The organism is Catellatospora bangladeshensis (assembly GCF_016862575.1).
Classification (GTDB): Bacteria; Actinomycetota; Actinomycetes; order Mycobacteriales; family Micromonosporaceae; genus Catellatospora; species Catellatospora bangladeshensis.
In genome coordinates this window covers 43,084-55,665 of the sequence record NZ_BONF01000051.1, presented here as the reverse complement: position 1 = coordinate 55,665, position 12,582 = coordinate 43,084, and the positions used below count along the sequence as shown (strand labels likewise).

Annotated in this window: 12 protein-coding genes; 4 read left to right on the top strand and 8 right to left on the bottom strand. The window is 73.6% G+C overall.

Annotation, left to right across the window (positions count from 1 at the left end; translation table 11 throughout):
* The first annotated feature begins 160 nt into the window (after positions 1-160).
* The gene (locus Cba03nite_RS35080) at positions 161-1,930 is read left to right on the top strand and encodes a potassium channel family protein (RefSeq protein ID WP_203756018.1); all 1,770 of its coding nucleotides are present in this window, start codon (positions 161-163) and stop codon (positions 1,928-1,930) included.
* Here Cba03nite_RS35080 and Cba03nite_RS35075 read toward each other — a convergent pair.
* Both Cba03nite_RS35075 and Cba03nite_RS35070 read right to left on the bottom strand, forming a co-directional pair.
* Complete coding sequence (locus Cba03nite_RS35075) at positions 1,848-2,579, bottom strand: phospholipase A2 (protein WP_203756016.1); 732 nt, start codon at positions 2,577-2,579, stop codon at positions 1,848-1,850. The genes Cba03nite_RS35080 and Cba03nite_RS35075 overlap by 83 nt on opposite strands.
* A gap of 120 nt (positions 2,580-2,699) precedes the next feature.
* On the bottom strand, positions 2,700-3,968 hold the full coding sequence (locus Cba03nite_RS35070; protein ID WP_203756014.1) for a DUF4032 domain-containing protein: 1,269 nt from the start codon (positions 3,966-3,968) through the stop codon (positions 2,700-2,702).
* 146 nt (positions 3,969-4,114) lie between these two features.
* Between Cba03nite_RS35070 and Cba03nite_RS35065 the strand changes: the two genes are divergently transcribed.
* The 3 genes from Cba03nite_RS35065 (at position 4,115) to Cba03nite_RS35055 (ending at position 7,631) form a co-directional block, all read left to right on the top strand.
* Positions 4,115-5,425 (top strand): trypsin-like serine peptidase, encoded by a 1,311-nt coding sequence (locus Cba03nite_RS35065; RefSeq protein ID WP_239126252.1) that lies wholly within the window; start codon positions 4,115-4,117, stop codon positions 5,423-5,425.
* A gap of 62 nt (positions 5,426-5,487) precedes the next feature.
* Positions 5,488-6,162, top strand: a complete 675-nt coding sequence (locus Cba03nite_RS35060; protein ID WP_203756009.1) for a phosphatase PAP2 family protein — start codon at positions 5,488-5,490, stop codon at positions 6,160-6,162.
* A gap of 251 nt (positions 6,163-6,413) precedes the next feature.
* Positions 6,414-7,631 carry an APC family permease gene (locus Cba03nite_RS35055; RefSeq protein WP_203756068.1) on the top strand — a complete coding sequence of 406 codons (1,218 nt, stop codon included), beginning with the start codon at positions 6,414-6,416 and terminating at the stop codon, positions 7,629-7,631.
* A 4-nt stretch (positions 7,632-7,635) separates the two neighbouring features.
* On the opposite strand, the gene Cba03nite_RS35050 is transcribed toward Cba03nite_RS35055, so the two are convergent.
* The 6 genes from Cba03nite_RS35050 to Cba03nite_RS35025 all read right to left on the bottom strand — a co-directional run bounded on the left by Cba03nite_RS35050 (position 7,636) and on the right by Cba03nite_RS35025 (position 12,560).
* Positions 7,636-8,502, bottom strand: a complete 867-nt coding sequence (locus tag Cba03nite_RS35050) for a 1-aminocyclopropane-1-carboxylate deaminase/D-cysteine desulfhydrase (protein WP_239126248.1) — start codon at positions 8,500-8,502, stop codon at positions 7,636-7,638.
* A gap of 118 nt (positions 8,503-8,620) precedes the next feature.
* On the bottom strand, positions 8,621-9,466 hold the full coding sequence (locus Cba03nite_RS35045; RefSeq protein WP_203756005.1) for a class II fructose-bisphosphate aldolase: 846 nt from the start codon (positions 9,464-9,466) through the stop codon (positions 8,621-8,623).
* Positions 9,463-10,560: an N-acetylglucosamine-6-phosphate deacetylase gene (nagA, locus tag Cba03nite_RS35040; protein ID WP_203756003.1), complete on the bottom strand. Its 1,098-nt coding sequence runs from the start codon at positions 10,558-10,560 to the stop codon at positions 9,463-9,465. The genes Cba03nite_RS35045 and nagA overlap by 4 nt, the downstream gene beginning before the upstream one ends.
* 55 nt (positions 10,561-10,615) lie before the next feature.
* Complete coding sequence (locus Cba03nite_RS35035; RefSeq protein WP_203756001.1) at positions 10,616-11,551, bottom strand: ROK family protein; 936 nt, start codon at positions 11,549-11,551, stop codon at positions 10,616-10,618.
* A complete protein-coding gene (locus Cba03nite_RS35030) occupies positions 11,548-11,688 on the bottom strand; it encodes a hypothetical protein (protein ID WP_203755999.1) in 141 nt (46 codons plus the stop codon). Before Cba03nite_RS35030 ends, Cba03nite_RS35035 begins: the two co-directional genes overlap by 4 nt.
* Positions 11,685-12,560: an SIS domain-containing protein gene (locus Cba03nite_RS35025; protein ID WP_203755996.1), complete on the bottom strand. Its 876-nt coding sequence runs from the start codon at positions 12,558-12,560 to the stop codon at positions 11,685-11,687. Before Cba03nite_RS35025 ends, Cba03nite_RS35030 begins: the two co-directional genes overlap by 4 nt.
* Positions 12,561-12,582: the final 22 nt, after the last annotated feature.

Here is a 12,582-nt window from a genome sequence, read left to right as displayed (position 1 = left end):
TCCATTCGATTGCTGACCGGGGCGCCCGTTGGAGCAGGGCGCTGTTTGGTGCATTCGTCGGAAGGAGCAACGACCAAATGGGGCATATCGTCGCGGGAAAGGCACGTACGACGATCCCTCAGGGGTGGTTCGAGTGGTGCGCGGTCGATAGCATCCGGGCGTGCTCACCCCCTCCTCGGTAGTGGCCAACCTCCGCCGTGCCCGCAACAACCACTTCGTCGTCAACGGCGCGGACGGCCTGGCGTATCGGCTGGCCGAGCAGCTGACCACCCGCTACGGCGTGGACGTCGTGGTGCTGATGACGCCCGACCAGAAGCGCGACGCGCGCGACTTCGCCGAGCTGCCGCGGGTGCGCGTGGTGGTCGTGGACCGGGTCGACGAGCGTGCCCTGGTCAAGGCCGACCTGGCCACGGCGCTGGGGCTGGCGCTGGCCGTGCAGGACGACGTCGGCAACATCCACGTCGCGCTGCAGGCCCGCGAGCTGGTGCCGGGGCTGCGCCTGGTGGTCCGGATGTACAACTCACACCTCGGCCGGGGCATCGAGGAGCTGCTCGGCAACGCCCGGGTGCTGTCCGACGCGGAGATCGCCTCACCGGCCCTGGTGGCGCTCGCGCTGGACGAGGTCAACGCGGCCCCGCTGCCGGTCGGCGGCCGCACGCTGGTGGTGGCGCGGCGGGCCGAGGTGGCCCCCGACGACGTGGTGTGCGGGCTGGTGGACACGACCACCGGCGGCACCGCGCCCGACCTGCTGCCCGCCGACCCGGGCCGGGCGGATCTGGTGCTGGCCGAGGCGCGGGTGACCTCCTCGGTGGAGGAGACCGTGGTATCGGTCGCGCGCACCGTGCAGCGCAGCGCCCGGCGCTGGCGCCTGTCGGCGGTCGTGGACACCGCCCGGACCCTGGTCTCGCGGCAGTTCCGCATCGCGGTGGCGGTCGTGCTGCTGATCCTCGTCGGGGCGGGCTTCGCCTTCGCGCGTACGCAGGCCGAGGAGGTGCACTCCTTCTGGGACGGGGTGTACGTCGTGCTCGTCAACGCGCTCGGCGGCCCGCAGCTCAACGCCGACCTGCCCGGCTGGCAGCAGGTGCTCCAGCTCATGGTGTCGCTGGCGGGTGTGGCGCTGGTGCCGCTGGTCACCGCGATGGTGGTCGAGGGCCTGGTCAACGCGCGCCTCGCGGTGGCGCAGGGCCGGCTGAGCCTGCCCGAGGCCGATCACGTGGTGCTCGTCGGGCTCGGCAACGTGGGCACCCGGGTGCTGCGCCTGCTCTACGACCGGGACGTGCCGCTGGTCGCGATCGACGTCAACGAGCAGGCGCGCGGCGTGCCGCTGGCCCGCGAGCTGGGCATCCCGCTGATCATCGGCGACGCCAGCCGGGAGAGCACGCTGCGCTCGGCGCACGTGCAGGACTGCCGCGCGCTGATGACGCTGGCCAGCAACGACGTCATCAACCTGGAGGCGGCGCTGCACGGCCGCAACCTCAAGCCGCAGCTGCGGGTGCTGGTCCGGCTGTTCGACGGCGACCTGGCCGCGCGGGTGCGCAAGACGTTCAGCATCCGGTTCACCCGGAGCGTGTCGTATCTGGCCGCGCCGGCGTTCGCGGAGGCGCTGATGGAACGCGAGGTGATCGGCACCATCTCGGTCGAGCGGCGGGTGCTGCTGGTCGCGGAGGTCGTGGTCGGTCCCGGCTCGGCGCTGGACGGGCAGCGCGTCGCGGTCGTCGACGCGGCCGGTGCGGTGCGCGCCATCGCGCTGGCCGAGTTCGGCGAGCCGCGCCCGCTGTGGCGGCCCGCGCCCAACCGGACCCTCAAGGCGCGCGACCGGATCACGGTCGTGGCCACCCGGGACGGGCTCAGCCGGCTGATGCGCCAGGCAGCCGGAACCGGAGACGACGTGGACCCGATCGCCGAGGGAGCAGGCGCCGCCGCGCCGTGACGACGCAGCCGCCGCCGGTCAGGGTCAGCAGCACCAGGCCGGCGGTGCGCGGCAGCCCGGAGGTGTCCACCGGCGGCCCGGACACCTGCCGCCAGGAGTTGAAGCCGACCCCCGCCGCGAACAGCGCCACGGTCGCGTCGCAGCTGGCCGGGGCCGAGTCCGCCCGGCACTGCACGCGCAGGTCGTGGTCGAGCAGCGTGTCGATCGCGGCGCGAGCGGAGGCGTCCAGCGGCGCGCCCCGGCGCTCGGCGTAGCGCAGCAGGTCGTAGCCGAAGTCGTGGGCCTGGCAGGGCACCGCGAAGTCGAACGGGCGGCCCTCGCCGGGCACCGAGCAGGAGCCCTTCGGGTTGATCACGCGTACCGAGCCGTCGGCCAGGTGCGCGGTGCGGGGGGCATACCCCATGACTCTGGGGAAGTCCGCCGGGACCGCGGCGAGGTCGCCGCTGGTCAGGGTCTGGATGGTATGGGTCGCGGCCACGTCGGGCGGGGTCTGCGCGTTGCCGGGCGCGGCCAGGGTGAGCGCGGCGGCGACGCCCACGCCGAGCACCAGCAGGGAACGCAGCCAGCCGGGCAGCGGGCGGCGGGACAGGGTCCCGGCACGCTGGGCGGTGAGCCGGGCAGGAGTGGCCCGGCGCCTGCGTGATCGCATCGTCGCGATCCCTTCGCTGCCTGCGGCCCGGCGGGGTTACCCGCGCCCCAGGGGAAGGCGCGCCCGGACCGGGCGGCCACGCTACCTGCAGTTTTACCGATCGCCCAGCGCCCGGACGGGTTACACCGGGTCCAGGTCGGCGTCCTCGTCGGGGATCAGGTCGGGGTCGAGGTCGTCGTCGGGGTCGAAGCCGAGCACCGCCTGCTCGTCGGGCCGGTGCACCAGCACCGTGCTGAGGAACGACTGCACGGCCGGGGCGAGGCCCACGTCGCGTCCGGCGGTCTCGCTCAGCGCCCAGCGGTGCTCGATGATCTGCACGAACAGCTCCGGCGGCTCCAGCTTGCCGCGCAGGTGCGGCGGCACGGCCCGGATCACCGGCGCGAACACCTCGGTCAGCCAGCGGTGCGCGGCCTGGGCCTCGTCGGGCAGGTCCTCGGACTCGGCCCGGTACGCGTCCAGGTCGTTGAGCAGGGCGCGGGCCTGGTTCTCCTCGGCGTCGAGGCCGGTGAGGCGGAGCAGGCGGCGGGTGTGGTGACCGGCGTCGACGACCTTCGGGCGCAGCATGATGCTGCGGTGGCCGCCCTCCTCGACGACCGACATCGACACCTCCTCGACGTCGAAGCCCAGCTCGTTGAGGCGGCGGATGCGCTTGTCCATCTGGCGCCGGGTGTCGGCCTCGACCTCCTGCTCGTGGGTCAGCTCGTGCCAGAGCACCTCGTAGCGGCGCACCACCTCGTCGGAGACGTGCTCCGGGTCGATGCCCTCGTGCAGCAGGCCCGCTGCCTGCAGGTCGAGCGCCTCGCCGAAGATGTTGACGCGCGCGATCTCCAGGTCCTCGCTGCGCTGGCCGGGGGACAGCCGCAGGTGCAGCTGGCCGGTCTCCGCGTCGACCAGGTACGCCGCGAAGGCGCCCGCGTCGCGGCGGAACAGGGTGTTGGACAGCGAGCAGTCGCCCCAGAAGAAGCCGAGCAGGTGCATGCGCACCAGCAGCGCGGCGAGCGCGTCCAGCAGCCGGTTCATCGTCTCGGGGCGCAGCGTGTGGGAGAACAGCGCCCGGTACGGCAGGGAGAACTGGAGGTGCCGGGTTACCAGCACCGGCTCCAGGTGCTCCCCGTCGGCGGCGACGCGGTCGGCGACGATCGCGACCGCCTCGACGGCCGGGGCGTCGATCCGTTCCAGCGCGCGGAGCAGGTCGTACTCCCGCTCGGCGATCTTCTCGCGGGTCTCCTTCACCGCGTACACGGTGCCCTGGAGCTTCACGAAGCGGACGACGTGCCGGGAGATGCCCTGGGGCAGCGCGACGAGATGGTCGGCAGGCCACTCTTCCAGCGGCGTGGACCAGGGGAGGTCGAGCAGGGCAGGGTCGACGAGGGCAGAGGTGATCCGCACGCGAACAGCCTACGGATTCGCGCCAGCGGGCCCGGCATCCCCTTTTCGGCCGAGGCACCGGCCACAGTGTTGCGTCGTTGCACGTAGGGAGCTTGTCCAGGATTGATCAGGAGGCTGGTCGCATGCGCCGTACGGTCGCGCTGGTGATGGGAATCTCTGCCGCACTCGCACTGGCCACCACGGCGGGTGCCGCGGTGCTCGGCGACCGGACCCCCGCGCCCGCGTCCGCGCCGGCCGGGAATTACGAGCTCGCGACCGCCTTGCAGGGTGCCGCACCGGCCGCGGTCGGCACCGGGGAGCGGGCCGCGACGGCCGAGACCGCCGCCAAGCCCGACGGCACCGTGCGCAAGCCGGGACGGGCCGAGGCGGGCCGGGTCGAGGCGGCGCACGCCGTGCTCGGCTACCTGGGCGCCGACCGCACCGCGACCCTGCGCCACCCCGGCGCCGAGTACGTCAAGGTGCACTTCGCGCAGCTCCTGCTGCTGCCCGGCGACTACCTGACGGTCAGCGACCCGAAGCGCGCCGAGGTGCACCGCATCGACGGCGACCCGGTCGGCACGGTGCTCGGCGGCGCGGGCCGCTGGGCCATGTCCGTCACCGGCGACACGGCGGTCGTCGAGCTGCACAGCGGCAACCTGGACCTGCTCGGGCTGAGCAGCACGGTGGCACAGCTCGGCGTGGTGATCGACAAGATCAGCCGGGGGTACACCGAGGCGGAGCGCGGCGCGGCCTCCGCGGCGTACCGGAAGGAAAAGCGCGCGGCCGCCACCGGCGGGCGGGAGGAGAGCATCTGCGGCTCCGACCAGAAGGCCGACGCGGTCTGTTACCGCAGCTCGGACCCGGTGGTCTACCGGCGCTCCAAGGCGGTCGCCCGGATGCTCATCGGCGGCGTCGAGCTGTGCACCGCCTGGCGGGTCGGCCCGAAGAACCTGCTGCTCACCAACAACCACTGCGTCGCCGACAAGAACGAGACCGCCGACGTCGAGGTGTGGTTCAACTACCAGTGCGCCGAGTGCGGCGGCTACGAGGTGTTCCGGCCCACCAAGGTGTGGCTGAGCGAGCTGATCACCACCGACCGCACCCTCGACTTCAGCCTGTTCTCGGTGACCGACTTCGCGCTGGTGGAGAAGTTCGGCTACCTGGAGCTGGACCTGCGCCGCCCGGACAAGGGCGAGGAGCTGTACATCCCGCAGCACCCCGCCGGGGCGCCCGCGATGGTCGCGGTCAGCAGCGACCGGGACCGGGCCGGCAACTGCGCGGTGGAGAGCAACTCCTACGACGGGTACGCCGACGACACCGACATCTCCTACTACTGCGACACCGAGGGCGGCTCGTCCGGCTCGCCGGTGCTGTCCCGCAAGACGAACAAGGTCATCGCGCTGCACCACTTCGGCGGCTGCCCCAACTCGGGGGTACGCATGGAGCTGATCAGCAAGAAGCTCGCCGAGCTGCGCTGAGCGCTGTGGAGAACGGGTGAAGGGCGCGGGCCGTCGCGCCCCCGGTCAGGCATAGTGGGCCGGTGCGGATTCCGACCCGGCGGCTGAGCCGCTTCGACAGCTGGTGGTGGGACGCCGCGCTGCTCGCGGTGCTGGCGCTGGTCACCGCGCTCGCGGCGCGCGGGGTCACGGCGAGCCTCGATCTCGGCGTGAGCGCGTGGGTGGAGGCGCACCGGCCGGAGTGGGCCTACTGGCCCGCCCGGTTGCTGAACTACCTCGGCCAGGGCTGGCTGGTGATGTGGATCCTCACCGGTGGGCTGACGCTGACCCTGCTGATCCGCACCCGGGACCTGCGGGTGCTGCTGCCCGGGGTGACGGGGTTCCTGCTGACGTACCTCACCATCGGGCCGCTGAAGCTGTGGACGCACCGGGACGCGCCGAGCAGCGCCCTGCCCAACGCGGTCGAGTTCTTCAACCCGCTCGCGGTGAACTACTCGAACTCGTACCCGTCCGGGCACGTGGTCAACGCCATCGTCTGGTGGGGCGTCATCGTCATCCTGGCCTCGCGGCTGTTCCGGCTGTCGCCCACGCTGGTGCGCTGGATGCGGGTCGCGCCGCCGGTGATCGTGCTCTGCACGACGACGTACCTGTCGCACCACTGGCTCACCGACGGCATCGCCGCGCTCGCGCTCGGCCTGCTCCTCGACCGCCTCATCCACCGCGTCGACTGGGACGCGATCCTCCCGCCCCGCCGCTGACCGCGCCTTTCCGGGCCGCGCGTGTGGGCCGCAGTTTCGGGGAAACTGCGGGAACGTGGCCACGGATTCGTGCAGTTTCCCCGAAACTGCGGCGCGGATGGCGCGCTGACGTGGTGGGCGCGGCGAGGTGGGCGGTTTGGGGAGAGTGCCTGGGTGCGGGGTCGGGGTTAAGAAGGTGCCCTTCCTATACACATAGCGTTAAGAAGGTGCCCTTCCTTTCTTCGTATGGGGCGGGCTAGCCTGCGGGCGTGATCTCGACGTTGGCGCGGCGGCTGGGGTTCGGGGACGCCGTGGTCATCGGGCTGGGCGCGATGCTGGGCGCGGGCGTGTTCGTGGTGTGGGGGCCCGCCGCGGCCGCCGCCGGGACCGCCGGTGCGCTGCTGCTCGGACTCGGTATCGCGGCGTTCGTGGCGGCGTGCAACGCGGCCAGTTCGGCGCGGCTGGCCGCCCGCTACCCGGAGTCCGGCGGCACGTACGTGTACGGGCGGGAGCGGCTGGGCGCGTTCACCGGGTTCCTCGCGGGATGGGCGTTCGTCATCGGCAAGACCGCGAGCTGCGCGGCGATGGCGCTGACCATCGGCTACTACCTGTGGCCGGAGCAGGCCCGGGTGCTCGCGGTGGCGGCCGTCGTCGTGCTGACCGCGGTCAACATCCGTGGCGTGACCAAGACCGCCCTGGCCACCCGGATCCTGGTCGCGGTGACGCTGGCGGTGCTCGCCACGGCCGTCGTCGCGGGGCTGGCCGGCGGGGGTGCGCCCGAGGCGGGCGCGGCCGGGCCTGCCGGGCCGTTCGGCGCGGCCGGGCTGCTGTTCTTCGCGTTCGCCGGGTACGCCCGCATCGCCACGCTGGGCGAGGAGGTGCGCGACCCGGCCCGGACCATCCCGCGCGCGGTGCCCGTCGCGCTCGGGATCGTGCTGGTGGTGTACTTCGCCGTCGCCGTGACCTGCCTGAACGTGCTCGGCATGCCGGCGCTGGCCCGGTCCGCCGCGCCGCTCGCCGACATGGTGAGCGCCGCCGGGCTGCCGCAGTTCGCGCCGGCGGTGCGGGTCGGGGCCGGGATCGCGGTGTGCGGGGTGCTGCTGAGCCTGCTCGCCGGGGTCGGGCGCACCGTGCTGGCCATGGCCCGCCGCGCCGACCTGCCGGAACGGCTGGCGGCGGTGCATCAGGCGTACGCCACGCCGTGGCTGGCCGAGCTGACCGTCGCCGTGGTGATCATCGTGGTAGTGCTGGCCGCGGACGTACGCGGCGCGATCGGCTTCTCCAGCGTCGCGGTGCTGACCTACTACGCGATCACGAACGCGGCCGCGTGGACCCTGGGCGGCCCGCGCCACCTGCGCGCCGTCGCGGCGCTCGGGCTGGTCGGCTGCATCGTGCTCGCGATGACGCTGCCCGAGCCGACCGTGCTCGCCGGAGCCGGGATGCTCGGCCTCGGCGTGCTCGCCTACGTGATCCACCGCCGCAAGGGCTGACCGCTCAGAGCGCCAGCGCTGGTGCGGTACCGGTGACGACGACGGCCAGCCGCGTGCCGGCGGGGAAGGCGCTCTGCGCGATCAGGTCGTACAGGCCCGCGAGCAGCTTGCCGGTGTAGATCGGGTCGAGCGCGATGCCGTGCCGGATCTCGAAGTCGGCGACGAAGGCGTCGAGGTCCGGGGTGCGCTTGGCGTAGCCGCCGTAGTGGTGGTCGAGGTCGATGCTCCAGTTGTCCGTCGGAGCGCCGAGGGCTTGGCGTTGCAGCTCGCGGACCTCGTCGGCGAGGAAGCCCGCGCCTTTGAGCACGGCGATGCCGAGTGCGCGCCGCCCGCTCGACAGCCCGGCGGCCAGGCCCGCGAGCGTGCCGCCGGTGCCGACCGGGCAGCAGATCACGTCGAAGTCCGTGCCGATCTCGGCGGGCAGCTCGGCGCAGCCCTTCACTGCGAGCGCGTTGCTGCCGCCCTCGGGAATCACATAGCACGCGCCCCACTCACGTTCGAGCTGCGCGAGGACCGTGGGCGTGTGCTTGCGGCGGTAGGTCTCGCGGTCGAGGTACTTGAGCGTCATGCCCTGCGCGGCGGCGTACGCCAGGGACGGGTTGAGCGGCAGGTGCTCCTCCCCGCGTACCACCCCGATGGTCTGGAAGCCGAAGCGGCGACCTGCCGCGGCGACCGCGCGGAGGTGGTTGGAGTAGGCCCCGCCGAACGTCAGCAGCGTCCCGAACCCGTGCTCCCGCGCCGCCACCAGGTTGTACTTGAGCTTGCGCCACTTGTTGCCCGGCAACTCCGGATCCACGAGGTCATCGCGGACCAACAGCACCGTCACCCCGTGCGCGTCGAGACGCTCGTCGCGCAGAGTCGCGACCCGCACCAGCCGTACCCGCGCAAGATCACGTTGATCTTGCGCGAAGTGTTGCCCATTTGTCGGTTTGGAGTGTGTCATCCCCACAGTTCACGCAAGATCGGCGCCGCAGAGCGGGGCGCGGTGGTCAGAGCAGGGTGAGGAAGTGGCGGACGGTGTCGGACATGGCCTGGCGGGCGGGCTTGAGGTATTTGCGGGGGTCGACCAGCTTGGCGTCGGCGGCCAGCGTGTCGCGGACCGCGGCGGTGAAGGCGATGTTGAGGGCGGTGCCGATGTTGATTTTGACGAGGCCGCCGGTGACGGCGCGGCGGAGTTCGGCGTCGCCGACGCCCGAGGAGCCGTGCAGGACCAGCGGGACGGGGACGGCGGTCTTGAGGGCCGCGATCAGGTCGTGGTCGAGGGCGGCGTCGCGCGTGGTCATGGCGTGGGAGGAGCCGACCGCGACGGCGAGGGCGTCGACGCCGGTCTCGGCGACGTAGGCGGCTGCCTCGGCGGGGTCGGTGCGGGCGCCGGGGGCGTGGGCGCCCAGCGGCGGGGCGCCGTCCTTGCCGCCGACGGTGCCCAGCTCGCTCTCCAGCCAGAGGCCGTGCTCGTGGCAGAACTCGGCGGCGGCCTTCGTGGCGGCGACGTTGTCGGCGTAGGGGAGGGTCGAGGCGTCGAACATGACCGAGGAGAAGCCGTGGTCGGGGGCCTGGTGCAGCAGCGCGGCCGACTCGACGTGGTCCAGGTGCAGGGCGACGTCGACCGCGGCCAGCTCGGCTACCGCGCGGGCGGCGGCGGCCAGCGGGCCGAGCTGCCCGCCGTGGAACTTCACGGCGTTCTCGCTGATCTGGAGGATCACCGGGCGGCCCGCGGCGGCGGCACCAGCGGTGATCGCCTCGGCGTGCTCCAGAGTGATGACGTTGAACGCGGCCACGCCGGTGCGCGTCGCGGCCGCCTCGGCGACCAGCTTCCCGGTGGAGACCAGGGTCATCGGATCCACTCTCCCGACTTCATCACGCGGACGACCCGCAGCTCGGAGTCCAGTTCCACGAGGTCGGCGCGCAGGCCGGGGCGCAGCGCGCCGACCTGGTCGCCGAGGCCGACCGCGCGGGCGGGCGTGGTCGCCGCCATCGCCGCCACGTCGGCCATGGACAGTCCCGCGCCGAGCGCCTGGCGCACCGCGGCGTCCATGGTCAGGGTGCTGCCCGCGATGCTGCCGTCCCGGGCCAGCCGGGCGACCCGGTCGGCCACGATCACGGCCTGGCCGCCGAGGTCGTACTCGCCGTCGGCCATACCGGCGGCGTCCATCGCGTCGGTGATCAGCGCGGCCCGTGCGGGTCCGGCCGCGTGCGCGGCGAACAGCAGCGTGCCGTCGTGCAGGTGTACGCCGTCGGCGACCAGCTCGCACACCACCGACGGGGCGTCCAGCAGCGCCACGATCGGCCCCGGCTCCCGGTGGTGCACCGGGCGCATGCCGTTGAACAGGTGCGTGGCGACCGTCGCGCCCGCCTCGATCGCGGCGTTGACCTCGGCGTACGACCCGTCGGTGTGACCGACCGCGGCCACCACGCCGTGCTCGGCGAGCAGCCGGATCGCGTCCAGCGCGCCGGGCCGCTCCGGGGCGATGGTGACCATGCGCAGCGTGCCGTCGGCCAGCTTGATCAGCTCGGTCAGCTCGTCGAGCGACGGGTCGCGCAGGAACTCGGGGTTCTGCGCGCCGCAGCGCGCGTGCGACAGGTACGGCCCCTCGAAGTGCACGCCGGCCAGCACGCCCTCGGCGACCAGCGGCGCATACGCGAGCACCGCGTCCCGCATCAGCGCGAACGGCGACGAGACCAGGCTGGCCAGCAGCGTGGTCGTGCCGTGGCGCAGGTGGAACGCGGCCGCACCACGTGCGGAGGCGGCGTCGCCGGTGGTGAACGTGTGCCCGCCGCCGCCGTGGGTGTGAATGTCCACGAACCCGGGCAGGATCCACCGGTCGGCGGCCGATGCGTCGGGCGCGACGGTGCTGATGCGGTCGCCGTCGATGCTCAGCGTGCCCTCGACGACGCCGCCGGGGGTGACGATCCGTCCGCTGACGGTCATGCCTGCTCCTCGTTTCGCTCGGCGGGGGGTCGATGGCGTTGCGGATACGGTGCGGTCATGCCTGGTGTCCGACCAGGTCCAGGGCGATGAGGGCCGCGCCCAGGCTGCCGGACTCGTCGCCCAGCTCGGCGCGCACGATCTCGGGCACGCGGTGGAAGGTGACCTTCTTACCCAGGGCGTCGCGCAGGGGCGCGAGCAGCGTCTCGCCGGACTCGGCCAGGCCGCCGCCGATCACGACCAGCTCGGGGTCGTAGAGGGCCTGGCCGGTGAGCAGGCCGTCGGCCAGCGCGTCCACGGTCTCGGCCCATACCTGGTCGGCGTGCTTGTCCGCGCCCAGCCGCCCGGCGACCTGCGCCGCGGTGGCGGGCGTGCCCGCCACCTCTGTGTAACGCCGCTCGACCGCGCTCGCCGAGGCGACCGCCTCCAGGCAGCCGCGCAGGCCGCAGCCGCAGAGCGGGCCGCCGGGGCGGACCACGATGTGGCCGATCTCCCCGGCCGCCCCGTGCGCGCCTGCCATCACGGCGCCGTCGACGACGTGCGCGGCGGCGATGCCGGTGCCGATCGGCACCACGAGCACGTGCCTGCGCCCGCGCCCGGCGCCGAGGCGGGCCTCGGCCAGGCCGCTGGCGCGCACGTCGTGGCCGACCGCGGTGGGCAGGCCGGTGCGGTCCTGCACCTCGCGGCGCAGCGGCACGTCGCGGAAGCCGATGTTGGAGGAGTAGGTGGCGATGCCGTCGGCCTCGTTCACGATGCCGGGCACGACCACGCCCGCGCCGACCGGGCGCCAGCCGCGTGCGGCGGCGGTGGCGGCCAGCCCGGCGGCCACGTCGAGGATGGTGCCGAGCACCGCCTGCGGCCCGCGTTCCCGGCCGGTGGCGTGGCGTTCGGTGTGGCGCACCCGGTGGTCCGTGCCGACCAGGGCGCACTTCATGCCGGTGCCGCCGACGTCGATCGAGACGACGACGTCGGCGGGCTCGTGAGCGGTGGTCATGCCCTCTCCTCGCTGCGCACGCCCGGGGCCTGCACGCCCCCGGCCTCGTCGGTGGCCCGGCGCGCGTGGGGAAGCGGCGCGCCGTGCGGGCGGCCGGTGGTCGCGACCGCGCCGGATGCCAGCATGCGCGTGCTCATGAGAGGACGACCGAGCGGGTCAGGTGCCGCGGCTCGTCCGGGTTCAGGCCCCTGTGCTCGGCCAGCGCGACGGCGAAGCGCTGCGCGACGATCAGGTGCGCGACCGGGTCGATGTCCGGGTCGTGCACGAAGGCCGCGCCGGTCGCCTCGACGTCCGCGCGCAGGCCCGCCGGCACCTCGCCGAAGGCCCACACCGCGCGGCCGGGGGCGCTGATCGAGATCGGGCCGTGCCGGAAGTCCATCGCCGGGTACGCCTCGGTCCAGAAGGTGGCCGCCTCGCGGCACTTCAGCGCTGCCTCCTGGGCCAGGCCGTTGGTCCAGCCGCGGCCCACGAAGGTGACCTGCTCGATGGTGGCCGGGTCCAGCGGGAGCGGCAGGGCGAGCGCGCGCTGCGCGTCGTCGGCGGCCTTGGCCAGGTCCGCGCCCAGCGAGGCGCGCAGCAGGGTCAGCGCGCTGGTGGCGAAGCGGGTCTGCACCACCGAGCGCTCGTCGGCCCAGGGCAGCGCGATCACGTCGCGGGCCAGCGTGACGGCCGGGGTGTCCACGTCGCCGACCAGGACCGTGCTCCGGTCGCCCGCCTTGCGCAGGATGTCGAGCACCTCGGTGGTGGTGCCGGACCGGGTGATCGCGATGATCCGGTCGTACGGCCTGTCGATCGGGAACTCCGAACCCGCGAATGCGTCGGTCTCGCCCTGGCCGGCCGCCTCGCGCAGGCTCGCGTACGCCATCGCCATGAACCAGGAGGTGCCGCAGCCCACGACGGCGACGCGCTCGCCGGGGACGGGCAGCGCCCCGGCCGCTCCGGCGGCCTCGGCCGCGGCGCGTCGCCAGAGCTCAGGCTGGCTGTTGATCTCTTCGGCGACGTACGTCATGGCGGCGACCCCTCCAGCAGGC